Annotated in this window: 25 protein-coding genes; 13 read left to right on the forward strand and 12 right to left on the reverse strand. The window is 37.0% G+C overall.

Annotated elements, in window-relative coordinates:
• The 4 genes from LUD75_RS16970 (at position 1) to LUD75_RS16985 (ending at position 2,906) form a co-directional block, all read left to right on the forward strand.
• Complete coding sequence (locus LUD75_RS16970) at positions 1-1,554, forward strand: G-D-S-L family lipolytic protein (RefSeq protein WP_232707002.1); 1,554 nt, start codon at positions 1-3, stop codon at positions 1,552-1,554.
• Positions 1,555-1,664: 110 nt separating this feature from the next.
• Positions 1,665-2,090, forward strand: coding sequence for an Rrf2 family transcriptional regulator (locus LUD75_RS16975; protein WP_232707003.1), 426 nt, complete (start codon positions 1,665-1,667; stop codon positions 2,088-2,090).
• Positions 2,091-2,522: a nucleoside deaminase gene (locus LUD75_RS16980; RefSeq protein ID WP_232707004.1), complete on the forward strand. Its 432-nt coding sequence runs from the start codon at positions 2,091-2,093 to the stop codon at positions 2,520-2,522. It abuts the gene before it with no gap.
• A gap of 3 nt (positions 2,523-2,525) precedes the next feature.
• Complete coding sequence (locus LUD75_RS16985) at positions 2,526-2,906, forward strand: VOC family protein (RefSeq protein WP_232707005.1); 381 nt, start codon at positions 2,526-2,528, stop codon at positions 2,904-2,906.
• A gap of 8 nt (positions 2,907-2,914) precedes the next feature.
• On the opposite strand, the gene LUD75_RS16990 is transcribed toward LUD75_RS16985, so the two are convergent.
• Together LUD75_RS16990 and LUD75_RS16995 are read right to left on the reverse strand one after the other, a co-directional pair.
• Positions 2,915-3,673, reverse strand: coding sequence for a type III pantothenate kinase (locus tag LUD75_RS16990; RefSeq protein ID WP_232707006.1), 759 nt, complete (start codon positions 3,671-3,673; stop codon positions 2,915-2,917).
• Between the two features lie 108 nt (positions 3,674-3,781).
• Positions 3,782-5,641, reverse strand: a complete 1,860-nt coding sequence (locus LUD75_RS16995) for a M1 family metallopeptidase (RefSeq protein WP_232707007.1) — start codon at positions 5,639-5,641, stop codon at positions 3,782-3,784.
• A gap of 173 nt (positions 5,642-5,814) precedes the next feature.
• Here LUD75_RS16995 and LUD75_RS17000 point away from each other — a divergent pair, with 173 nt between their 5' ends.
• The 3 genes from LUD75_RS17000 to LUD75_RS17010 all read left to right on the forward strand — a co-directional run bounded on the left by LUD75_RS17000 (position 5,815) and on the right by LUD75_RS17010 (position 9,358).
• Entirely contained in the window at positions 5,815-6,282 is a 468-nt protein-coding gene (locus LUD75_RS17000; protein WP_232707008.1) for a hypothetical protein, read from the forward strand.
• Positions 6,283-6,640: 358 nt separating this feature from the next.
• The gene (locus tag LUD75_RS17005; protein WP_232707009.1) at positions 6,641-8,158 is read left to right on the forward strand and encodes a GH3 auxin-responsive promoter family protein; all 1,518 of its coding nucleotides are present in this window, start codon (positions 6,641-6,643) and stop codon (positions 8,156-8,158) included.
• A 36-nt stretch (positions 8,159-8,194) separates the two neighbouring features.
• A complete protein-coding gene (locus LUD75_RS17010) occupies positions 8,195-9,358 on the forward strand; it encodes a thioredoxin fold domain-containing protein (RefSeq protein ID WP_232707010.1) in 1,164 nt (387 codons plus the stop codon).
• A 125-nt stretch (positions 9,359-9,483) separates the two neighbouring features.
• Here LUD75_RS17010 and LUD75_RS17015 read toward each other — a convergent pair whose 3' ends face one another.
• The 7 genes from LUD75_RS17015 to bamD form a co-directional block, all read right to left on the reverse strand.
• Positions 9,484-9,642: a type II toxin-antitoxin system RelE/ParE family toxin gene (locus LUD75_RS17015; protein ID WP_232707011.1), complete on the reverse strand. Its 159-nt coding sequence runs from the start codon at positions 9,640-9,642 to the stop codon at positions 9,484-9,486.
• Positions 9,639-9,980, reverse strand: coding sequence for a hypothetical protein (locus LUD75_RS17020; RefSeq protein WP_232707012.1), 342 nt, complete (start codon positions 9,978-9,980; stop codon positions 9,639-9,641). The genes LUD75_RS17015 and LUD75_RS17020 overlap by 4 nt, the downstream gene beginning before the upstream one ends.
• A 79-nt stretch (positions 9,981-10,059) precedes the next feature.
• Complete coding sequence (locus LUD75_RS17025) at positions 10,060-11,709, reverse strand: DNA repair protein RecN (RefSeq protein WP_232707013.1); 1,650 nt, start codon at positions 11,707-11,709, stop codon at positions 10,060-10,062.
• A gap of 143 nt (positions 11,710-11,852) precedes the next feature.
• Entirely contained in the window at positions 11,853-12,755 is a 903-nt protein-coding gene (locus LUD75_RS17030; protein ID WP_232707014.1) for a DUF4835 family protein, read from the reverse strand.
• 93 nt (positions 12,756-12,848) lie between these two features.
• Positions 12,849-14,042, reverse strand: coding sequence for a bifunctional phosphopantothenoylcysteine decarboxylase/phosphopantothenate--cysteine ligase CoaBC (gene coaBC, locus LUD75_RS17035; protein WP_232707015.1), 1,194 nt, complete (start codon positions 14,040-14,042; stop codon positions 12,849-12,851).
• 199 nt (positions 14,043-14,241) lie between these two features.
• Positions 14,242-14,565, reverse strand: a complete 324-nt coding sequence (locus LUD75_RS17040) for a DNA-directed RNA polymerase subunit omega (RefSeq protein ID WP_034973898.1) — start codon at positions 14,563-14,565, stop codon at positions 14,242-14,244.
• 33 nt (positions 14,566-14,598) lie between these two features.
• Entirely contained in the window at positions 14,599-15,591 is a 993-nt protein-coding gene (gene bamD, locus LUD75_RS17045; RefSeq protein ID WP_232707016.1) for an outer membrane protein assembly factor BamD, read from the reverse strand.
• A gap of 161 nt (positions 15,592-15,752) precedes the next feature.
• On the opposite strand from bamD, the gene LUD75_RS17050 reads away from it, so the two are divergent.
• The 6 genes from LUD75_RS17050 (at position 15,753) to LUD75_RS17075 (ending at position 22,176) form a co-directional block, all read left to right on the forward strand.
• A complete protein-coding gene (locus LUD75_RS17050; protein ID WP_232707017.1) occupies positions 15,753-16,775 on the forward strand; it encodes a hypothetical protein in 1,023 nt (340 codons plus the stop codon).
• A gap of 69 nt (positions 16,776-16,844) precedes the next feature.
• Positions 16,845-18,641, forward strand: a complete 1,797-nt coding sequence (gene lepA, locus LUD75_RS17055; protein WP_232707018.1) for a translation elongation factor 4 — start codon at positions 16,845-16,847, stop codon at positions 18,639-18,641.
• Between the two features lie 27 nt (positions 18,642-18,668).
• A complete protein-coding gene (locus LUD75_RS17060; protein WP_232707019.1) occupies positions 18,669-19,079 on the forward strand; it encodes a hypothetical protein in 411 nt (136 codons plus the stop codon).
• A gap of 149 nt (positions 19,080-19,228) precedes the next feature.
• Entirely contained in the window at positions 19,229-19,726 is a 498-nt protein-coding gene (locus tag LUD75_RS17065; RefSeq protein WP_232707020.1) for a hypothetical protein, read from the forward strand.
• Positions 19,723-20,382 (forward strand): hypothetical protein, encoded by a 660-nt coding sequence (locus LUD75_RS17070; RefSeq protein ID WP_232707021.1) that lies wholly within the window; start codon positions 19,723-19,725, stop codon positions 20,380-20,382. The genes LUD75_RS17065 and LUD75_RS17070 overlap by 4 nt, the downstream gene beginning before the upstream one ends.
• A gap of 78 nt (positions 20,383-20,460) precedes the next feature.
• On the forward strand, positions 20,461-22,176 hold the full coding sequence (locus tag LUD75_RS17075) for a hypothetical protein (protein WP_232707022.1): 1,716 nt from the start codon (positions 20,461-20,463) through the stop codon (positions 22,174-22,176).
• Positions 22,177-22,373: 197 nt separating this feature from the next.
• Here LUD75_RS17075 and LUD75_RS17080 read toward each other — a convergent pair whose 3' ends face one another.
• The 3 genes from LUD75_RS17080 to LUD75_RS17090 form a co-directional block, all read right to left on the reverse strand.
• Positions 22,374-23,015: a 50S ribosomal protein L25/general stress protein Ctc gene (locus tag LUD75_RS17080; protein ID WP_232707023.1), complete on the reverse strand. Its 642-nt coding sequence runs from the start codon at positions 23,013-23,015 to the stop codon at positions 22,374-22,376.
• A 43-nt stretch (positions 23,016-23,058) separates the two neighbouring features.
• Entirely contained in the window at positions 23,059-24,000 is a 942-nt protein-coding gene (locus tag LUD75_RS17085; RefSeq protein WP_232707024.1) for a ribose-phosphate pyrophosphokinase, read from the reverse strand.
• A 108-nt stretch (positions 24,001-24,108) separates the two neighbouring features.
• Positions 24,109-24,519, reverse strand: a complete 411-nt coding sequence (locus tag LUD75_RS17090; RefSeq protein ID WP_034963849.1) for a BrxA/BrxB family bacilliredoxin — start codon at positions 24,517-24,519, stop codon at positions 24,109-24,111.
• Positions 24,520-24,698: the final 179 nt, after the last annotated feature.

The raw sequence follows: 24,698 nt of genomic DNA on the forward strand, positions 1-24,698 counted from the left end.
ATGAAAAAGATATTTTTATCAAGTATAGCAGCTTCACTTTTATTTGCAGTGAGCTGTCAAACAGATTTCGATAACGATACGGAAGATGTTGTTGTAACCTCAGGAGATGCCAACTTTTCCAAATATATTGCTTTAGGAAACTCCTTAACTTCCGGCTATAGAGACGGAGCATTGTACTCCAGTGGACAGAATGAATCATACCCTTCTATGCTTGCAGGGCAAATGAAACTTGCTGGTGGAGGAGAATTTTCCCAACCAATGATGCCTAACGACGTTGGCGGATTTGTAGGTCTTCCTGGATTTGGTGGAAAATATAATCTTCAATTAGTAGATAAGAAAGACTATACCGGAGCAGTGGTAAGCCAATCTCTGTCTCCTGTTCAAGCACCTGCTGCTGCAACTCTTGATGTAATTGGAGGAGCTGGAAAATATTTTAGCAATATGGGAGTTCCGGGAGCAAAATCATTCCACTTGATAACGCCTGGATATGGAAGTGTTTCTAACTTATCGATTGGTGCTGCAAATCCTTATTTTGTAAGATTTGCTACCTCTGCTACTACAACAGTTTTGGCAGATGCTATGGCTCAATCTCCAACATTTTTCTCACTTTGGATTGGAGCAAATGATGTATTGTCTTATTCAACAAATGGCGGAACTAATTCGCAGACTGTAGGAGGCGTAACTACATACACCCAAGCAACTGACCAAAAAGACAATCCCAATCCCGCAACTTATAGAGCTAATGATATTTCTGATCCCGTATTGGTAGGAAATTCAATAAAAGCAGTCTTGGAAGGATTAAAAAGTAAAGGAGCTACAAAAGGTGTCATTGCTAATATTCCTTACGTAACATCTATACCTTATTTTACAACTGTGCCTTACAATCCAGTTCCACTGGCTGCTGCTTCTGCAACAGTTCTTAACGCAAACTTTGGACAGCTTAATGCTGCACTCGCAAGTCTTGGACAGGCGAAAAGATTTGTGACATTAACCGCTTCTGCTAATAATCCTGTTCTTATTGTAGATAAAAGTCTTTTGGACATTTCTGCTTACCTGCCAGAAGCATCAAAAATGTATGGGCAAGCAAGACATGCGACTGCGGAAGATTTAATTTTACTGCCAGCATCTGGAATTATTGGTATCGATCCTACAACCGGATTGCCACCGAGTCCAACTTCCCAAAAAATTAACGGTGTGACAATTCCTTTGCCAGATCAATTGGTATTAACAAAAACAGAATCAGCAAAAGTAAAAACGGCTACAGATGCGTATAATCTGCAAATTGCAAATATTGCAACAGCTTATGGATTAGCTTTTGTAAATGCAAATGCCAAAATGACTGAATTAAACTCAAATTCTGGAATTCAATTTGATGGTGTAAAATACACTGCAAAATTTGTTACAGGAGGTACCTTCTCACTAGATGGAGTACATCCACTTGGAAGAGGTTATGCAATTATTGCTAACGAATTCTTAAAAGCTATCAATTCGAAATACAGATCCAATCTTCCTATGGTAAATCCAAACTCCTACTCGGGCGTTAAGTTCCCATAATTAGATTATTAATAATGACAAAGCCGTCTTGTTCTTCGTAACAGGACGGCTTTTTTTATTCGAATCTGAATATTATTTCTGAGTTATAAAATTTTGATTATTTTTACACTATGCTTTCAAAAAGAGTCAAATACGCTATCAAAACTTTGCTTTTCCTAAACAGGACAGACAATGCTTCCCTATTTTCTGCAAAAAAAATATCGGAGAACGAACGTATTCCGCTCAAATTTCTGGAACAAATCCTGCGTGAACTGAAACAGAATAAAATACTGAAAAGCGAAAGAGGTGCAGAAGGCGGCTACACATTGATGAAAGATCCAGCCGACATTAAGGTTTTAGACGTCATCAGAATTGTGGATGGCCCGGTTGCATTATTGCCCTGCGCTTCCCTTAACTTTTATGAAAAATGTGCTGACTGTAAAGATGAAGGCACTTGCAGCATCAGAAAATTACTTATTAATGTCCGTGACAATATGCTGCCGATTTTAGACACCAGCATCGCAGATATGACCAAATCCGAAACTTCTGCCATCTAAATGTTTACCGACGAATACTTTATGAAAATGGCTTTCCACGAAGCTGAATTGGCTCTGGAAAAAGATGAAGTTCCAATTGGCTGCGTTGTCATTTCTAATAACAGAGTCATTGCAAAATCTCATAATCTTACAGAAACCTTAAATGATGTGACAGCACACGCAGAGATGCAGGCTATTACCTCTGCCGCCAATTACCTTGGTGGGAAATATCTTCAGAATTGTACATTGTACGTCACTCTGGAACCTTGTGTGATGTGTGCTGGTGCACTCAGCTGGTCGCAAATTACAAAAGTTGTGATCGGTGCAAGAGATGAGCAACGCGGTTTTATTAATAAAGGTTTATCACTTCATCCAAAAACGGAAGTCGTCACCGGAATTATGGAAAATGAATGTTCTGAGATAGTGAAAAGCTTTTTTAAAAATAAAAGATAATCAATGAAGATTTCTCATCTGGATCATCTCGTCTTAACCGTTTCTGACATTGAAAAAAGTGCTGAATTTTACACAAAAGTTCTTGGTTTCGAATTGGTTATATTTAACAACAGGAAAGCTTTAAAATTTGGCAATCAAAAGATTAATCTTCATCAAAAAGGAAAAGAATTTGAGCCTAAAGCTGAAAATCCAACAGCTGGTTCGGCTGACCTTTGTTTCATTGCCGAAACTAAATTGGAAGAGATTCTATCAGAATTAAAACAAAAAAACATTAACATCACAGAAGGCATCGTAGAAAGAACTGGCGCAAACGGAAAAATCAGATCTATATATTTCCGGGATCCCGATCTTAATCTAATCGAAGTCAGCAATTACATCCAATAAATTCGTCCCTACAAATCTTTCCCCAAAAAATAAAGTCCCTTCAACGTGTGAAGTCTGTCGCCGATATTGATTTTGTCCGTCAAAGGTTTATAAACGTGGCTTACTCCGCCGGTTGCAATCACAAAACAATCATCGTTCACCTCCTCATTAATTCTGTCGATAAAACCTTCCACCATTCCGAGAAAACCGTAAACCATCCCGCTTTGCATACAACTGATGGTGTCCAATCCAAGAACAGATTTCGGTTTCACTAATTCAATTTCCGGTAGCTGTGCAGTTCCTTGAATCAAACTATTAAGCGATGTTACAATTCCCGGCGCAATGATGACACCAAGCGTTTCTCCATTCTCATCAAGACAACTTGCCGTGAGTGCCGTTCCAAAATCAATGATAATTTTCTTCTTTTCCGGATACAGATTATGGGCTGCAACTAAATTCGCATAGATGTCCGTTCCCATTTGTTTTGATTTGGGAATGACTCCGGAAGGCGTATTTCTGTCAACAATAATCGGAATTTTATTGTGAATCTTCTTGATGCCGCTGCTCACGACTTTTGTTAATTGAGGAACGACTGAACCGATGATGATTTTGTCAATTTTCTCAACCTCAATTTTATAAGTCTGATACAACATCAAAATCTGAACGTACAATTCGTCCGTCGTTTTGTAAGGTTTTGTATTGATGACCCAGGAAATGTCACAATTGTCACCATCAAACAATCCAAAGCGGATGTTGGTGTTGCCTATATTGATTACGATGGAATTCATAAAACTTTTTAAATTACCAATTTATAAAATGTAACAGTTTACCAATATCTGAAAATCTTAAAGTCCGTTGTCACCGATACATTGTTAAATTATTACACTGTTACATTATCACTTCACCTCCAGATAATTATCCTCAGAATTAACATCTGCCAAACGTCCACTGAAATCAATGCCGATTGCTGATAACTGCGCTTTGGTGTAAGGAATTGTAAATGTATATTCCTGCTGTGTCCAAGCCCAATAAGGTAAAGTTTTGAACGGTCCATAGATATCTTTTGATTTCCAGGTTCTGGTAAGACTTAACGGAATATTGTAATTAACGACCTTTTTATCCTTAGTCAAAACACTGAAATCAATCGGCATCGGAACGCCGCCTTTATTCACCAAAGTAACTGTGGTAGATTCAGGGTCATATTTGACATTTTTGATGCCGTAATCGATGGTTTTTGTCGTGTTGATCCAATAATGCTGAAACCACTTCAAATCCATCCCCGTAACCTGTTGCGCGATGTGGATGAAATCTCTTTCTGTAGGGTGTTTCATCGCCCATTCGTCGTAATACTTCAGCATAATTCTATTGAGATTTTCCTCTCCGACAATATAGCCGAGCTGAACCAAAAACATTTCACCTTTAATATAACTTGCATAAGTGTAAGCCGTTCCGTTGTCGTGATGATCTGCAAGCCAAACCGCAGGCTCTTCTTTTCCGGACTTTGTAAAATTCACATAAGCTCTGATGGCGTCTGCGAAAGGATTCGGTTTTGACTCCTTTGGTGGGAACAATCTGTATGATACAAAATCTTCTGCGTACTGCGTGAAACCTTCGTCCATCCAAGGCCTTACGCTTTCGTTTGTAGCCAGCATCTGCTGAAACCAGGAGTGTGCGCCTTCGTGGAACATTAGTCCGCTAAGACCTTCCAAAGTTGTGGCTTCGCCCAAAACCATGGTACACATGCCGTACTCCATTCCGCCGTCGCCACCTTGGATGAAAGAATAACTTGGCCATTTGTAACGTCCGAAAGTCGCGTTCATCAACTGATAATATTTTGTGATGTACGGTTTCATTTCAGACCAGTATTTTGTCTTTTCAGATTTTTGATAAACTAAGAAAACCTTTGGTCCGTCAAGAATTGGAAAGCTTTCAACGGTGTAATCTCTGTCTGCTGCCCAGGCAAAATCAAGAATGTTTTTGGCTGTCCATTTCCAGGTCACTTTGTTCGAAATATCTTGTTTAATAGCTGCATTGCTGTCATAACCTTTCACTTCTGCCGGATTTTCCAGATTTCCGCCGGCTCCGATGACATAATTTTTATCAATTTTGATATTCACTTCGTAATCAGAAAACGGGGCGTGGAACTCCCTTCCGATATAATCGAAAGCAGCCCAGCCGTCGTAGTCATACTCTGCAATTTTCGGATACCATTGCGTCATTGTCATATCGACACCTTCGCGGTTGTTGCGTCCGGATCTTCTGATCTGCATAGGAATTACTGCATCCCATTCCATTGTGAAAGTGGTGGAAGAATTTGGTTTAATGGCTTCTGCCAAATAAACTTTCATAATAGTTCCCTGAATCTCAAATTTCAGATCTTTTCCGTTCTGCTTTATCCAACGGATGTTTTGCGCGCCTTCTTCATTCTTAGGAATTTCGGACAATCTGGAAATGACTGTATTCCCAACACGTTTTGCCAATCTGCTGTCCGCATTCACACCTTGACCCGCCACACGCTGGTCCATCATAGAACCTGCTTTGAAGGCGTTCCAATACAAATGGAAATACGCCACTCTCAACTCGTCTGGCGAATTGTTTTGATATTGCAAAGTCTGCTTCCCTTGGTAAGTGAAGTTGGCCGCATCCACATCAATATCCATTTTGTATTTTGCATATTGTTGGGAGTAAGCACTTTGCTGCGCCGAAACGACCAAAGAGAAAAGAATAAAAACTAAAGAGAATTGCAGTTTTTTCATAGAATTATTTTTGTGAACCTTTGGAAATTTGACATTCCTAAAGGTTTTCTATTTTTAATTGTCTCAAAAATACTAAGTTTTTGTTGAATGGCAAGTGGAAAGGCTTCGAAGGTTGGGTTGTGGTTGGAAATTTTGTAGATTTGATAAACAGCATCAGAAATAACACAAATATAATGAGACTAATAATAATAACAGCTTGCATTCTATTAAGTAGTTGTAACAAACAAAGTGAAAATATAGATGAAAAAACTGTCCAAATGAGCAATCATGAATTAATTAGCCACATCAAATTAGCCATTAATCCCAAGTTTCAGGACTGGGTGTTGTTTAAAAATGGAACTTATATTATTTTTGATGAAGCAAATACAATTAAAGACGTAAATAGCGAAGCATTAAAACAAATGAAAGACTTTGGTCCAGTGTACGCTGGAGGTTCTGCAGGAGACTTTGGCATTATAAAATTAAATCAAACTGATGGCTGGCTTGTTTCCGGTCACGGTTACGGAATGTACACTTATGTCAATCCTGGAGAATTGAGAACTAAAAATCCAAGCGATTCAGAAATTGGCTTCTTTGGAAGAAACAAGAGAGATTTAGATAGTAAAAGGCTGGAGATAATTTATGTAAACCGTAAAAAATAATTTCTCAAGCTATATTTTGATTTGTTCCAAATGACAAATTGTGTGTAATGATGAATGTTCCTATAAGTTGATTCGCAGCCCGAATTGAGTGGAAATCCTTTTTTGCATGTCTAAAGTTCTATTTAAACTGAAATCGTCTGCAAAAAAGATTGGGAACGGAAGGCGGAAAAGCTGCCCAAATTCTAATTAATCCTAAAAACCGGATAAAGCCGATGCATTTTCTCGTAGTATTCGGAATGTTTGTAAATCCAATCCAGTTGCGCTTAGCCGTCTTGAGCAAATTTCGAAAATAAACGGGATTTCCAAAAACAAAAATCAAATCATTTTCCATTCCCAAAAATTGTTATATTTGTGAAGAATGGCAACCAAAGCTTTATTTAATACCGTCGTCAATTGGTTTATCCGTCAGCGGATAGATCAAATTGAGCATTTCAAACAGAATCCAGTGGAAACACAGGAGGGTTTGTTGTTCTCCCAACTCTTCAATGCGGAAGAAACCGAGTACGGGATGAAGTACGGGTTCAGTTCCATTTCCAATTACAAAGATTTCCGGAAAAAAGTACCGATCGTCTGCTACGAAGACTTTGAACCATACATAGAAAAAGCACGTCAGGGACAAAAAGATGTCTTCTGGCCGGGCGTTATAAAACAATTTGCAAAATCCTCCGGAACTACAAATGCGAAAAGTAAGTACATTCCTATTACCGCAGAAAGTCTGGAAGATTGTCATTACAAAGCGGGAAAAGATTTAATCTCAATTTACGTCAATAACCATCCTGAGAGCGAGCTCTTCCAGCATAAAAACCTTCGTTTGGGCGGAAGTGCAGAGATGTATCAGGATTTCAATACCAAATTTGGAGATTTGTCAGCCATATTGATTGAGAACCTTCCGTTTTGGGTGGAGATCATCAACACGCCAAGCAAAAAAACTTCGTTGATGTCCGAATGGGAAAGCAAGATGAAAGCTATTATCGGAGAAGTGAAGAACGAAGATGTGGGAAGTCTCACAGGTGTTCCGAGCTGGATGATGGTGTTGCTGCAAAGGACTTTACAGGAGACTGGCAAAGATGCAATCTCTGAACTTTGGCCAAATCTGGAAGTGTTCTTCCACGGCGGCATCAGCTTCAAACCTTATAAAAATCAATACGAAGAAATTATCGGTAAAAAAATCCGATACTACGAAATCTACAATGCTTCCGAAGGATTTTTTGCCATTCAGGATCAGGCAGGAAGCGACGAAATGCTGCTAATGCTGGATTACGGCATCTTCTACGAATTTATTCCGATGGATCTTTACTATGCAGGAATCCGTGAGGCAATTCCGATTCAGGAGGTTGAGATTAATAAAAATTACGCAGTCGTGATCACCACCAATGGCGGACTTTGGCGTTATTTGATAGGAGATACAGTTAAGTTTACATCCATAAATCCTTACAGAATCAAAATCTCCGGAAGAACAAAACATTACATCAATGCCTTTGGCGAAGAACTGATGATCGATAATGTAGAAACTGCTCTGAAAATTGCTTGTGAACATATGGATGCCAGCATATCCGACTACACAGGTGCACCGGTTTTTATGACCAACACAAGCAAAGGCTGCCACGAGTGGATCTTCGAATTTACAAAACACCCGAATTGTCTTGAGGAATTCACAGAAGTCTTTGACAGAACCCTCAAAACATTAAACTCCGATTACGAAGCCAAACGCTACAATGATATTACATTAAGATGTCCGATCGTCCACGCCGCAAAACCAAACTTATTTTACGAATGGATGGCAAGCCGCGGAAAACTCGGCGGTCAGAACAAAGTGCCGAGGCTGAGCAACGACAGACAATATATCGATCCGCTTCTTATTCTTAACGCTCAGTAAACGCTTTTTAATCAAATTATTTTATAAATTAGTGGAATGAAAAAATTACTTTCCGCTCTATTCCTGCTTTCATCCCTGATCTATTTCTCACAAGGGATTGTTTTTGAAAATTCTGACTTCAAAAGTTCATTAGCAAAAGCAAAAAAAGAAAACAAACTGATCTTTTTGGACGCTTACACTAGCTGGTGCGGACCGTGCAAACTGATGGCAAAAAACATCTTTACTCAAAAATCCGTTGGCGATACTTACAATGCACGTTTTGTGAATGCTAAGATCGATATGGAAAAAGGCGAAGGAATAGAATTGGCTAAAAAGTTCAAGGTCAATGCGTATCCGACTTATCTTTTTATTGATGGAAACGGAGAAGTAGTGCACAGGACTTTGGGGTATGTAGAAGAAAAAGATTTCCTGCAGTTTGCTAAAGACGCCGAAGATCCAACCAGAAGAATCGGTGCTTTGAAAAAGCAATTTGAAGCTGGTGAGAAAAGTCCTGAATTCCTTAAAAATCTGGCAAATCTGACAATCTACACAGAACCTGAATTCACGGCGAAAGTTTTAGACAGATATTTCGCTGATAAAAAAGCTTTCGATAAAGAGGATGTCGGTCTTTTGTTACAAGCCATTAAAAATACTGAATCTCCACTCTATAAAACTTTTGAAGCGAAAAAGGCGGATGTTATTGCTGTTGTTTCCGAGGATTCATACAACAAAATCAACAAAGATCTAAAGCTTAGTACGATTACGACCAAAGCTTATAATAAAGAAACTAAATCTTATAATGAAACTTACCTACTCACAGAAGCTGAGAAAGTTGTAGGAAAAACCGAAGCTGAAAAATATGTATTAAGACAAAAAGCTGGCAACGCCTTCAGAAACAAAGATATTCCTACCTACGAAAAGCTAATGCTGGAAATTTATAAGGATTATGCATCAGCTTCCTCTGGCGCGCTCAATTCTGCAGCCTGGAATTTCTTCGAGAATGTGGATACAAAATCATCTTTGGAAACTGCCGTTTTATGGTCTAAAGAATCGATTAAAAAAGACGAAAATTATGCTTTTACAGATACTTTGGCCAATCTTTACAAAAAACTTGGAGATAAAGCGAATGCAAAATTGTGGGCACAAAAATCCATAGAACTAGCCAAAAAATCTGGCGAAGATTACGAAGACACAGAGAAACTGTTGAATAGAATTAAGTAAATTACAAGCCGAGAGTGTTTTCCCATTTGTGGAAACCAAAAACAACGATCCTTTCCTTTTCTACAATATAAATAATTGAATAGCCTTTATATATTAATTCCCTAATATTTTGGTCGTCAAAAAATTTACTTTGCTTGTTTTTTATAAGGCATTTCTTTTAGTTTTTTTAACTCTGAAAAAATTGCGCTTTTAAAATTTTTAGCAGCTTTTGGCTTGTCTAAAGAAATGTATTGAATTTGCTTTTCTAATTTCGCACGAAATTCAGTTGTTGTTTCGATTTTCATTCCTTAGGGAAAAGAGCATTCATTTCTTTTTCAAAATCATCAATGCTCAGGAGTTTTGTTTCTCCATTTTTATAGGCTTTATAATCTGCATGCAGCTCTTCTTTCACTTGATCATATTTGGGATTTTCATCAATAATCTCCAGATCTTTTTTGGAAAATTTTTCTAAAACCTTCAGTAATTCTTCCTTTATTTCTTGACTGTATTGTAACGTAAGCGTTTGCATAGCAGATATATTTACATCAAAGTTAATTAATTTTTTCTTTTGAAATTTTTCAATTCTATGAAAACGAATTTTGTAAGAAATAACTTTTTGTTCGAAAAGCCACAGAGTGGTCAACAGTTGGTAGAAAAATAATTATCATTTAAAGCACAGCTCCAGAGGAGCGACCAATAGCAAAAATCTCAAAAAAAATTCCTTACCCGATCAACTCTTTCGCCTGAGAAATAGCCGCTTCAGTAATCTTAGAACCAGAAATCAACTGAGCAATTTCGTTCAGTTTTTCTTCTTCGGAAAGGCTGACGATGGTGGTTTTGGTGATTCCGTTTTCATCAAATTTTACCACCTTGTAATTCTCGTTGCCTTTCGCTGCGACTTGCGCTAAATGTGTAATAACGATGAGCTGAAGATCCTGAGACATTTCCTGCATCAGTTTCCCCATTTCTTCGGCAATTCGGCCGGAAACGCCTGTGTCGATTTCGTCAAGAATCAAGGTTGGAAGATCATTATTCTCTGCCATTATTTTTTTGATGGCCAGCATAACTCTTGATCTTTCTCCGCCGGAAACAGCACTTTGAATTGGTTTCAATGGAAAACCGGAATTAGCTTGGAATAAGATCTGAATATTATTTTTCCCGTGAAGATTGTAAGCTGAAGATTCTGACAAATCAATTTTTAAAATAGCTTTTTCAAGACCTAATTTTGAAAAGATTTGTTTTGCCTGATTTTCTAATGCTCCGGAAAATTTAGATCTGTTTTCTGATAATTTTTTGCTTAATGCCTGAAGTTCTTTTTCAATCAGTTTAAGATTTTTCTCTTTTTCTTCGATTTGATTTTCAATCGTTTCCAAAGAATTTTGACTTGCGGACAATTCTTCCCGGATTTCCAAAAGTCCATCAATGTCATTCACCTGATGTTTCAAGAAAAGTGAATTTAATCGGTTGACAGTTGTCAACAATGCCTGCAAAAGATTGGGATCAATTTCCAGATTTTCTGCTTTATTTTCGATTTCGATATTGATGTCTTTCAGCTCCAGATAAGTCGTTTCCAGGCGTTGGCTTAGGTCCTGATAATCTGTAGAAAGTTCGGAAAGTTTGGCGATTTTATTTTTAGCATCAAAAAGTCCGGACAAGATTCCGAAATCTTCCTGATTTAATTTTGAAAGTATTTCTGAAAGATATTCACTGATTTGTCCTGCATTTTCCTGCGTATTCAATTGATTTTGAATTTCTTCAAAATCCAGATCGTCCAGTTGCATTTCTTCTAGTTCTGCAAGAAGGAAATTTTTGTAATCAGATTCTTTGTTATTTTCCGCCAGTGCTGATTTCAGTTGTTCGATTTCTCTTTTCGTGGTCTGATAACCAATGTAATGGTTTTGATAATCAGAAAGTAACGATTTGTTTCTTGCTAATCCATCAAGAATTCCAAACTGGAATTGCTCGGTGAAAAGATCAGATGTTTCGAATTGGGAATGAATGTCAATCAATCTCGAAGATAATTCCTTTAAAACATCCAGCGTTACAGGAACATCATTGATAAAAGCCCTTGATTTTCCACCGGAGGAAATCTCTCTTCTGATAATCGTTTGCTCTTCGAAATCCAGATCTTTTTCTTCGAAGAAATCTTTGAAATTTTCACTGATTTGGAATTCGGTTTCTACGATGCTTTTGGCGTCCGACTTTGCAAAGGATTTGGCGTCGGCTCTTTCGCCCATTATCAGACGTAATGCGCCGAGGATAATGGATTTTCCGGCTCCGGTTTCTCCTGTAATGACCTGAAGACCTTTCCTGAGATCGATCTCAAGGGTGTCAATTAATGCAAAATTCTGAATAAAAATTCTTGAAAGCACGAAATTCTTTTTTTACAACTAAATTATTTACTTAAGGTTGATTTGAAGACAAAACCCGCAACCCGACTTGAACGGATCCCGATGTAAAAATCGGGAGGGAACGGATGGCGGATAAAGCTGCTCAAATAGTACTTAAAAGTGTTTTATTTCCACTTACTCCATTTGGCATCATTGTCAATCGGAGCAAAAATATTCATCAAAGTCTTCAGTTCGCTGATGTTGACCGAAGCATTGTTGCCGGAATTGAAGATGTTGAAAATCTCGGTACTTTTGCTATCAATAAAAACGGTAAACGGATAATTCATCTGGAAGTTATTCTCATAAAACTTGAGCTGCATAAGAGATTCTGCGATGGTTTTTTTCGCCGGACCTTGATCTGCTTTTGCCAAATTATCCAGACCTGCACGGTGATAGCTGTAATAAACCGTTCGCAAAGTTGAGGTATTTTCGTTTTGCAAACCGGAGATTAGCGCGCCACGGTTTCTTTGGCTTTCGATTTGATTCCAGCCTACATAGTTTTGATTCTGAGAGTTTTGAGCGATTTTGAATGCTTTGTCAAACCACGGCTGTCCGCCTTTTAACTGAAAACTGTCGGCATCATATCCCAAGATCACATAGATGTAGAAACTGATGACATCTGTCAAATTTTTACCTGAAAATTGTCTTTCGTTGAAAATCAGGTTCTCGTTTTCTGCGTATTCAAAAGAAAAGCTTTTGTCATTGATGTTGATCAAAGGCGATTCATACTGAGAATTGAAAACGGGACGTGTTGCCTGCACCACAAGATTCCCTTCGAAAACATTACCGTTACGTCCGGAAATGACCATTGCGAAGTTGCATTTGATCTTTTCGAAGTTTTGAAGTTTTTTTCCTGTCCAGCTTGTGTTGTTGATGTAATCGCGCAAAGATTTTTCCAACGTTCGGAAAACCTGCGTGTTACTTCCTGCGATCTGCTGATTGTTGATCTGCACTGTTGCCAAAAGCTCCTGCGAAAAAGCCGTTTGAGCGAAAAATAAAGCGCAGATTATATAAAGTAGTTTTTTCATCTATCAATAAAAATGTTTGTAAAAATAAGCAATCTTTGCTAAAGTTAAGAATCTAAGTATTAATAAAAATAGAACGAAAATCTACCGTTTTTCTTACAATTTATGCTCAATAAAATTCAGAATATCTTTCGCAACATCTTCTTTTGATTTTAATGAAAAAGATTGTTCTTCTGTTGGTGTGAAAATTTTGATCTTGTTGGTTGCATTTGCGAATCCTGCGCCTTCATCTCGCAAAGAATTCAGGATAATCATATCGAGATTTTTCTTGACTAATTTTCCTTTTGCATTTTCCTCTTCATTCTGCGTTTCCAAAGCAAAACCAACCAAAAATTGCCTGGACTTTCTTTCGCCCATTGTTCTGAGAATGTCTTTGTTTTTGACTAATTCTATGGTCAATTCGTTTTCGTTTTTCTTGATTTTTTCTGTTGCTTTTACTTTCGGTGTGTAGTCTGCAACTGCAGCGCTCATTATCGCAACATCTGCGTTTTCGTAATATTTGAAAACTTCATCAAACATTTCCTGTGCCGAAGTCACTCGATGAACTGTAATATTCTTATCATCAACTTTTTGGGAAGATGGTCCGGAAATTAAGATCACTTCTGCGCCACGTTTTGCAGCTTCTTTTGCGAGATCAAATCCCATTTTTCCGGAAGAATGATTTCCGATAAATCTTACCGGATCAATATTTTCGTAAGTTGGTCCGGCTGTAATCAGAAATTTTTTACCCGCAAAATTTTGTTCAACCTCAGAAAATTGATTTTCTAAAACTGATAAAATGGTGGAAGGTTCTGCTAATCTGCCTTGTCCAGAAAGTCCGCTTGCCAGTTCTCCGAATTCTGCCGGAATGATTTGGTGTCCAAAACCTTCAGCTGTCTGCAGATTTTTCGTAACCGTTGGATGTGAGTACATATCCAAATCCATTGCCGGAGCGATGATCACGGGACATTTTGCAGACATATAAACGGCCATCAGGAAATTATCACAAAGTCCGTTCGTTATTTTTGCTAAAGTGTTTGCTGTGCAAGGTGCAATCAGCATCAAATCTGCCCAAAGTGCGAGTTCAACGTGGTTGTTCCAGGTTTTGTTTTCATCATAAAAATTAGTGTAGACTTTATCTCTGGAAAGCGTGGAAAGCGTGAGTGGAGACACGAAATCTTCTGCAGATTTTGTCATTATAATTTTCACTTCAGCTCCGGATTTTATGAGATCCCGAACCAGGTAATTTATTTTGTAAGCCGCGATTCCTCCTGTGATTCCAAGAATGATTTTTTTGCCTTGCAAGCTCATTTTGCTTTGATTTTTATTAGCGAAAGTATTAAATTAAACCCAAAGTTTTCTATTCTTTCTTCTGATTTATCTAGAGAGCGAAGTTTAATCAAGTAAAATTGATTTGAAGTTGCTGGATTTCAAATTTATAATAACAAAAAAACCGTCAGATTGAAGGTGAGTTCAAAGCGACGGTTTTATATTTTTAAATCTGAAAGATTTAGTTTTTTTCTTCAGTTTTTCTGTGGTAGATCTCATCATCCAGCCATTCTCTGATAGCAATAGATGTTGGCTTTGGCATTTTTTCGTAATGCTTGGAGATCTCAATTTGCTCTCTGTTTTCGAAAACTTCTTCCAAAGTAGAATTGTGAACAGCAAATTCATCTAGTTTTCCGTGCAATTCTGTACGGATTTCTCCATTGATTTGCTCAGCTCTTTTACCCATAATCACGATCGCTTCGTAGATGCTGGCTACTTTTGCTTCGATTTTATCTTTGTCGTAAGTGATGGTGCTTACTTCTGCTTTTGTATCTTTAAGGCTCATTGGACGAATTGTTTAGGGTTGCAAATATACTAATTATCTTTTAAACTTGAAAGTAGCTTGTGGTTCCGGCGAATTTACCTTTGCACTGTCTCTCCTGGCCTGGTCTGCAGAGTTTTCAATTTTCGCCTGATTTTTTTCCTGCTCCAATTCTTTTTTCTCGTTTTCTTTGGCTTCAGCATTTTTCACCTTTGCATCATATTCCGCTTTTCTTTTTTCAACTTCTACCTGCAGTGCGGCGAATTTTACTTTCTCAGCTTCCAGTTTGGCGTTAAGTTCATCTGCTGTTTTGGAGTATTCAGAGTTTGGAAGTTCGGCAGAAATTCTTCTCGTATAAGCTGCAGCATTATCCAGTCTTTCTTTTTTCAGATCGTAAATAGAATTGACAGCCAATTCATATTTAGACTTCATAATAATATCGTAGATTTTTGGTCTCAGCTTGGTTGCCGGGAAATCTTCCAAAACGTTTTCAAAAGTCACCGCAGCAGCTTTGTACTCGCCCATTTTGTAGTATTGCTTAGCATTTTCAAACGCTTTGAACTCCAATTTGTAAGCTAACTCATCAACCAATTGGGTAATGTTTTTGGAACGCTCTGAATCCGGATATTCATTCAGAAAATTCTGTAGTTCTGTAATCGCAGATTCTGTGTTGCTTTGATCTAAGTTATATTGCAAAGATCCTTCATAATAACAAAGCGCTGAAAGATAAGCCGCTTCCTCCTTTCTTGGATCCTGAGGAAAACTGATCACAAAATTCTTAAACTGATTGGCCGCTAATCTGTAATTTTTATCATAATAATTGGCATAAGCCGAATTGAAAACAACATTGGGTGCATCATCAGTTCCGGCTACCAGATTTGGCAATCTGTCATACAAAGCAAGCGCATCTGCCCATTTTTTCTTTGCGAATTTTTCATTAGCAACTTTTAAGATAAAATCTTTGTCTGCACTCTTCATAGCCTGATCCATTTCTGTTTTGCAAGACAGCAAAATCACAGACAACACTAATAAACTAATATATTTCTTCATAATTCCCGCCAGAATAAATCTGTCACTTGATTGTAATTAATTTGCAAAAATAAAACTTTTTTCTGCAATAGTTTTTTTTTATGAAAGATTAACGTTTTATTTGCTTTCAAGTCATTCTTCAACTATAAGATCAGGCTGTCTAGAGAAAAAATTAAAATCAAATGAAAAAAACACTTTTTTTAATCCTGCTTCCAATATTTTTTGCTGCTCAGAAATCAGTTAAAGAAATCAAACTGGATGTTCCGATTCGAGATTATTACGGTGCATCTACACTCAAAGTGATTGATGAGAGAAAGGATAGCAATATTGGAAGTCTAGTTTATAAAGGAAAAACCTACAGCTTTGGCTTTCCTAAAGGTACTGCAACTGAGAATATTGAAGATTGGTTTTCTAAACAAAATAAAAAGAAAGGCGGAAGAGAATTGATCTTGTTGATTCAGGATTTGAATGTCTACAATTCATTGGGAGTCAATACAAACTATTGCAAACTAAAAGTGAAACTCACAACATTCCTCAAACAGGATTCAAAATATTATGCTCTAAAAAGATATGAGGACATCCTTACTTTTAATCCCAAAGAAGCAAGCGGAATCCCTACAACTTTATCAAAAGGGATTGAGAAAATCTTACAGCATATTATTTCAAAATCTTTTAAAGAAGAGCCTTCACAGATCGCTTTGGCAGAAAATGAATTGTCTGGATATTATAATATTTTGCTCGAAAAACAAAATGCCTTTGCTGCAAAATCCCTCAAAAATGGTGTTTACGGGGATTTTGAAAAATTCTATAGTCAGGATGTATTACGATACAGAATTGTAAAGGATGAAAAAGGAAATGTAGTAAAAGCCGAAAATCCTGATAATTTGGAAGAGAAATTACGCGCTCCCAAGATTTTTGCTTATGTAGAAAATGGTATTGCATATCACAACACGTTGGAAGGATTTATTCCTCTTAATAAAAATGACGGCGGGTTTTACATAGATTCTAATAGAGATTTGATATATCCGTCTAGCGGAAATACTTTTGGACTTGTTGGAGCCTTGTTCGGAGGAATCGTGGGTGGCGTGATCGGCGGTACAATTGATGCGATCAAAGCGAATTCAAAATTCAACAAAGCTAAAACCGAAAAGAGAGAAAAAGTGTATATCGATTTTATGAACGGACAGTATATTTTCCGAGATTAGAAACTGAGTCATATTAAAACTGTTTTTTACAGTCTGTTTTTTTATCTTTGCAAACTACAAGAATTTTAAATGAAAAACATCAGGAATTTCTGCATCATTGCACATATCGATCACGGTAAAAGTACATTGGCAGATCGTCTTTTAGAATATACCAACACCGTAACACAAAGAGAGTTGCAATCGCAAACCTTGGATGATATGGATTTGGAAAAAGAACGCGGTATTACCATCAAGTCTCACGCAATCCAAATGGATTATGAGCTGAATGGTGAAAAATATATTTTAAACCTTATCGATACGCCAGGACACGTAGATTTTTCTTACGAAGTTTCCCGTTCCATCGCGGCTTGCGAAGGTGCATTATTGATTGTCGATGCAGCGCAAAGTATTCAGGCGCAGACCATCAGTAATTTGTATCTGGCTTTAGAAAACGATTTGGAAATTATTCCAATCCTTAATAAAATCGATCTTCCATCAGCCAATCCGGAAGAAGTGACCGATGAGATCATGGGACTTCTAGGTTGTAAATATGAAGACGTTCTAAGAGTTTCAGGGAAGACAGGTGAAGGTGTTCACGAATTACTTGAGCAAATTGTCAAAAGAGTTCCGCCACCAGTTGGTGACCCGAAAGCACCACTTCAGGCATTGATCTTTGATTCTGTTTACAATCCTTTCCGAGGAATTGAAGCCTATTTCAAAGTTGTGAACGGAAGTATTTCCAAAAACGAAAAAATCAAATTCTTCGCTACAGGAAAAGAATATGGCGCAGACGAAGTTGGAACTTTAAAACTAAAACAGCTTCCAAAGAAAACCATCGAATGTGGCGATGTAGGTTACATCATTTCCGGGATAAAAGATGCCCGTGAAGTAAAAGTTGGTGATACGATTACATCTTTTGTGAATCCTGCATCAGAAGCCATCGACGGATTCGAAGAGGTAAAACCAATGGTTTTTGCCGGAATCTATCCAATTGAATCTGAGGATTTTGAGGAGTTGAGGTTTTCATTAGAAAAATTAAGACTGAATGACGCTTCCCTGGTTTTCGAGCCGGAAAGTTCTGCAGCACTTGGTTTTGGTTTCCGTTGCGGATTCCTGGGAATGTTGCATATGGAAATCGTTCAGGAACGTCTCGACCGCGAATTTAATATGGATGTGATCACAACGGTTCCCAACGTTTCGTACCACGGTTTCTCCAAAAAAGAACCAGACACACCGATCTTGATCAACAACCCATCCGAAATGATCGACCCGAATCTTTTGGACAGAGTTGAGGAACCTTATATTAAAGCTTCTATCATTACAAAATCTGATTTCGTAGGCGGTGTAATGACACTTTGTATCGAGAAAAGAGGCGAGATTGTCAACCAAAGTTATTTGACGGCGGACAGAGTAGAATTAACTTTTAATATGCCTTTGGCAGAAGTGGTTTTCGATTTTTATGACCGACTAAAATCTATCTCCAAAGGTTACGCTTCTTTCGATTATTCTCCGATTGGGATGCGTGCTTCTAAGTTGGTGAAAATGGATATTTTGATCAATGGCGATATGGTGGATGCTTTATCCTCATTGATCCACGATAGCAATGCGTTCTACATCGGAAAAAGAATGTGTGAAAAATTGCGCGAATTGATTCCGAGACAACAGTTCGATATCGCTGTTCAGGCGGCTTTGGGAGCGAAAGTTATCGCCAGGGAAACCATCAAAGCTTTGAGAAAAGACGTTACAGCAAAATGTTACGGAGGTGATATTTCCAGAAAACGTAAACTTCTTGAGAAACAAAAAGAAGGTAAGAAAAAAATGAAGCAAATTGGTAGAGTAGAAGTTCCGCAGTCAGCGTTTATGGCTGTTTTGAAGTTGAATGATTAACTCAGAACTAATTAAATTTATCCAAAAATGGAAGAACTAATTCCTTCTTTTACAAATGTCACAATATGGCAAAAAAGGAATTTTGTTAATACTGGTGGTACTAGAGCTAAATTTATCTCGTTAAATGATAATGAAGAAATTTTTTATTTTAAGGGTTCAAAGGAAGCTCCTGATGGAAGTATAAGATATCCTTTGGAATTTTGGTCTGAAATAATATCCTCTAAGATTGGTCAACTATTGGGCTTTAATATGCTTGACTATAATATTGGTTATGACTCTAATCATATTCAAAAAATTGGTTGTTTATCAAAATCAATGATTGATGAAAAACAAGAAAGGCTTACAGAAGGAATTACTTATTTGAAAGGATACTCTCCAAACTATGATCCTGCCAATGATAGAAAAGTTATACATTTCAGTTTATTAATAGAGCTTTAATTCATCATAAAATTGATGTACATCTTCCTTCTTTAATTGATGTAATTATATTCGACTGTATTATTGGAAATTCTGATCGCCATCAAGAGAATTGGGGATTTGTAAGAGAATATATAGAAATTCCTATTAGTAATAAAAATCTCAAAAAATTGCAAAACGGAGAAGATTTAAATTTTATAGAAAAGTTTAAAACATTCTTTACTAATAGAAAGATAGAACAAAGGAGAAAGAACATTAGTATAATTAGAGTTAATATTAATAATAGCACTAAATTTTCTCCTATTTATGATTCTGGTTGTTGCCTCGCAAGAGAAAAAACTGATGAGGAAATTATTAAAATGAATAATGATGATTTGCTTATAGAAAAATATGTCATTAAAGGGAAATCAGAGATTCATTGGGAAGGAAATAAAATAAATCATTTTCAACTTATACAAAATTTATTACCCTTGCATCAGGAAACAATTGAAAATAGATTCAAAGTTATTAGAAATAGATATAATATAGAAAAATTAAAAACACTAATAAATAAAATAGACAATAGTTTGCCTGATTTTTGTTATGACTATAAATTAACGAAAGACAGGAAAGAGGTAATTGTAAAAATTGTAGATTTACGTATTCAAAAACTGCTCTCTTTATTATGAAAAAGTCAATTAAAAATATATATCTAACTTGGAGAACAGGTAAGGGAGGTAGTAGAATTCCTGTAGGAAGAATTAAAAAAAATTCTTCGGAAGGAGTTGTATTTAATTATCTTAAAAAAGGAGTTGAAGAAGCTAAAAAAAATGGATTTCTTCTTTTTGAAGGTTTCCCTGATATAAATAAGGTTTATGAATCAAACGTTTTAGATATTTTTGGTCACAGATTAATTAAAAATGAGAGAAATGATTCAAAATATTTCTATGATTTTTGGATGATTGAACCAAATAAGAGAGATGATACCTACTATTTATTGGCTATGACTCAAGGACTTGTTCCAACAGATAATTTTGAATTTTTAGCAGACTTCTATCCTAGGAAAAGTCTTTGTTTTATTACTGAAATTTCAGGTTTATCCACAACTAAAATTGAAAGTAGTTTAATAAATGAAGGAGATATTTTAAAATCTGTTTTAGAAAAAGACAATGCTTATGATCAATATGCTGTTGCTTTGTATAAAGACGAAGTTAAATTGGGATATGTAAAATTGATTAATAGCAGAGTTTTTTATCACACTAAATATAAACCTAAGGTAATAGTACACTCAATTGAGAAAAATGGGGTTTTAAAAAAGGTTTTTATAAAAGTTACTTTCGAATAATTAAATTTTTAAACTCATAAATATAATCCACAGAAAATTCTGTGGATTATATATTTTCGAGTTCTCTACATTTGCATTATGAAAAATCTTTCAATTCTCTTCCTTGTTATCTCCACTTTCACATTCTCCCAATCCTTCCAAACGCCTTTCGAAAAAGGCAACGGCAACCAAACCGTCACGTTTGAGGAAATGAGAACTTATTATCAAAAACTGGATAAGGAATTTGAAAGCATCACTTTCCAGACAAGAGGCGAAGATGACAACGGCGCGCCAATCGATGTGGTGATTTTCAATTCGACCAAACAAAATTTTGAAGAGGCAAGAAAAGGAAAATCGGTTTTATTCGTCAATAACGGAATCCATCCAGGTGAACCGGACGGCATTGATGCGACGATGATGTTGATGCGAGACTTAGCAACCGGAAAAATTAAAGCGCCGAAAAATGTAATCATCGCGTCCATAGCAAGTTACAACATCAGCGGAATGATGAACCGTGGCAGTTTTTCCAGAGCCAATCAAAATGGTCCGGAAGAATATGGTTTCCGTGGGAATGCAAGAAATTATGATTTGAACCGGGATTTCATCAAAACAGATTCAAAAAATTCCAGAAGTTTCCAGCAGATTTTTCAATGGCTGAAGCCTGATGTTTTCATAGACAATCACGTGAGCAATGGTGCGGATTATCAATACACTTTCACTTATATTTCGACGAACAAAGAACGGTTGGGAAATGTTCTCGGCAATTATTTCAATGGCGAAATGCAGAAAACGCTTCTGAAAAATATGGAGAAAAAAGGGGTGATTTCTGTGCCTTATGTCAACATTCACGGCGATGTTCCGGACGACGGTTTTCCAGCATTTACCGATTCTCCGAGATATGCGACAGGTTACACGACACTTTTCAATTCCATCGGGACGGTGGTGGAAACGCATATGCTGAAGCCGTACAAAGACCGCGTGAAAGTGACGTATGATTATATGGTCGATAACATTAATTATATCGATGAAAACTACAAAACCATTCAGCAAAAACGAGCCGAAAATCTGAAACAATACAAAGTCGGAAACAGATATGCGATTGCCTGGAAACTTGATTCTACAAAATACGAAACGATTGATTTCAAAGGTTTTGAAGCGAAATATAAACCAAGCGACGTTTCCGGAAAAACCAGACTTTGGTACGACAGAAAATCGCCGTTTTCCAATCCTGTGAAATATTACAACACGTATGTTCCGGCAAAAGAAGTTACAATCCCAAAATATTACGTCATCCCACAATCCGAATGGAAAGTGATTGATTTGCTGAAGCTTAACCAAATAAAAATGATTCCAATAAAACAGGATTCTGCGATGGTGGTGGAAAGTTACAGGATCAAAGATTTCAAAACCGTTCCCAATCCGTATGAAGGTCACTATCTGCATTACGATACATTTGTGACCAAAGATTCTGGCAAAATGAAATTTCGCGCAGGAGATTTTCTGGTTCCATTGAATCAAGATGGCGTGAAATTTCTCTTGGAAACTTTGGAGCCGGAAGCAGTGGATTCTTACTTCAACTGGAATTTCTTCGATGCGATGTTGGGTCAGAAGGAATATTATTCGCCTTATGTTTTCGAAGATACGGCCAGTAAACTTCTGAAAGAAAATAAAGCTTTGAAAACCGCTTTCGAAATGGAAAAATCCATCAATCCAAAGTTGGCTCAAGACGGCGACGCACAGCTGGATTGGGTTTACAAACATTCCAACTACTACGAGAAAACGCATCGGCTTTATCCGATCTTTAGGATTAATTAGAGTTAATACTTTTTAGAAAATAGTCAATCTTTGAAAGATGAATTCAATTAAAATATTTATAATTTGATAAAGTATTTATTATAGCATTTTTTCTCAGAAATCGTTATGTAATGCCATAACAACTCTAATAAAGTAAATACAAAAAAACCGCCTCGAAGAAATCGAGGCGGTTTGATATTATTCGTACAGATAATTAATTACTCTGCAGAAGTTTCTTCAGTAGCAGCTTCTGCTCCACCTTCAGTTACTTCTTCTTCATCGTCATCATCCATAGCTGCAGCAGCATTTTTACTAGCATTTCTAGACATTTTAACAGCAACAATTACTGCATTGTCTGGGTGCATGAATGAATACTTGTCATTTTTAAGACTTTCTACATAGAATTTGTTACCAATTTTAAGAGAAGTAATATCAACTACGATCTCATCTGGCAAGTTAGCTGGGATAGCTTTTACTTTTAGTTTTCTGTAAGTCTGTCTTAGAACACCACCGGCAACTACACCTTTAGAACGACCTGTAACTCTTACAGGAACTTCCATAACTACTGGTTTGTCATCAGATAATCTGTAGAAGTCTGCGTGGATAATCTTGTCCGTAATTGGGTGGAACTGAATATCTTGAAGAACTGCAGGAATTACCTGTCCGTCAACTTCAATAGATACCGTGTGTGCTTCGGGAGTATATACCAAACCTTTGAACGCTTTCTCCAATGCAGAGAAGTTCAATGGCTCGCCACCTCCGTAAACAACACAAGGAACTAATTCAGCATCACGTAAAGCTTTAGTAGACTTTTTGCCCACGCTTTCTCTTTTTGTACCTTGAATTGTAATAGATTTCATTTTGTATAAAATTATTTTAAGGGTGCAAAGGTATTAATTTTTTTTAAATAATGAACTTATCACTGATGGATTTGTGCTCGTGAACCATTTTCATCACATCTGCAAACAAATCTGCGCAAGACAATACTCTGATTTTTGATGATAATCCTTCCTTCAAAGGAATAGAATCTGTCACAATCACTTCCAATAATTTTGAGTTTTCTATATTCTCATACGCTTTACCGGAAAGAACCCCGTGTGTTGCCATCGCTCTCACAGATTTTGCTCCTTTTTCCATCAGGATATCAGCAGCTTTGCAAAGCGTTCCTGCTGTATCGATCATATCATCGATAAGAATTACATTTTTATTTTTAACGTCACCAATCAGGAACATTTCTTCTATCACATTGGCTTTTTTTCTTTCTTTATAAGCGATTACAACATCGGCTCCCAAATGTCCAGCATAATTCTTAGCTCTCTTTGCACCACCCATATCCGGTGAAGCGATGGTAAGATTTTCTAAATTCAGATTTCTGATGTAATCTACAAAAATTGTGGAAGCATAAAGGTGATCCACTGGAATCTCAAAGAAACCTTGGATCTGATCGGCGTGGAGATCCATTGTCATAATTCTGGTCGCTCCGGCTGCAGTCAAAAGATTGGCAACCAATTTTGCGCCTATTGGTGCTCTTGGTTTATCCTTTCTGTCTTGTCTTGCCAAACCATAGTAAGGAATAACAACTGTGATATTTTTGGCTGACGCTCTTTTTGCAGCATCTATCATTAATAATAATTCCAAAAGATTGTCCGCTGGTGGAAAGGTAGATGCAATAAGGAAAACGCGCGCTCCTCTCACAGATTGCTCCAACACAGGCTCGAATTCTCCGTCGCTGAAATGTTGAAAATTAATGATTCCAAGTGTTTGCCCGTAGCTTTTGGCAATCTTTTCTGCCAACTCGTGGCTGGTCCTTGTTGAAAATAGATAACTGGCTTGATGATCTGACATTCTTTCTTTACTTTTTTGCAAATTTAAAAAATAATAAAAACTATAAAAGGTGATTTTTATCTATAGTCATAAAAAAAACCAAAATATTTCTATTTTGGTTTTTTATTCTTAACAATATTCGTCGAAAGCCGCTTGAAGATTCGCAGCGATTGCGCCTGCAGGATTTCCTTCGATGTGATGTCTCTCTAACATATGCACCAATTCTCCATCCTTGAAAAGTGCTACAGCTGGAGAACTTGGAGGAAAGGGCGCCAGCAATCTTCTTGCTTCAGCGACTGCATCCGTATCAAATCCCGCAAAAGCTGTTACCAAATGGTCAGGCTTCTTCTCGCCTGTCAAAGAGTACAAAACGCCTGGTCTTGCCGCTCCTGCCGCACATCCGCAAACGGAATTGATAACTAATAAAGTTGTTCCCGATTGTTTAAGTGCCGAGTCAACTTCTGCTGGTGTTGTAAGGTCTTGGAAACCTTTATCTGTAAGTTCTGCCTTCATTGGCAATACTAAATCTGCTGGATACATAATTGATTTGTTTAAAAGTTTAACGTTCAAAGTTTCGTTTGAGTTGCAAATTTAATCATAATTATTTTGCTTGGCTCATCTTTCATTCTATTAAAACCATTCCGAAAATCTATTGAGCCATTTTGTCTTAATTTCATCAAAAATTTAATCAAATAAAAAACCCAAAATCCTAAGACTTT

Origin of the sequence: Epilithonimonas sp. JDS (assembly GCF_021261315.1) — a bacterium.
Taxonomy (GTDB): Bacteria; Bacteroidota; Bacteroidia; order Flavobacteriales; family Weeksellaceae; genus Epilithonimonas.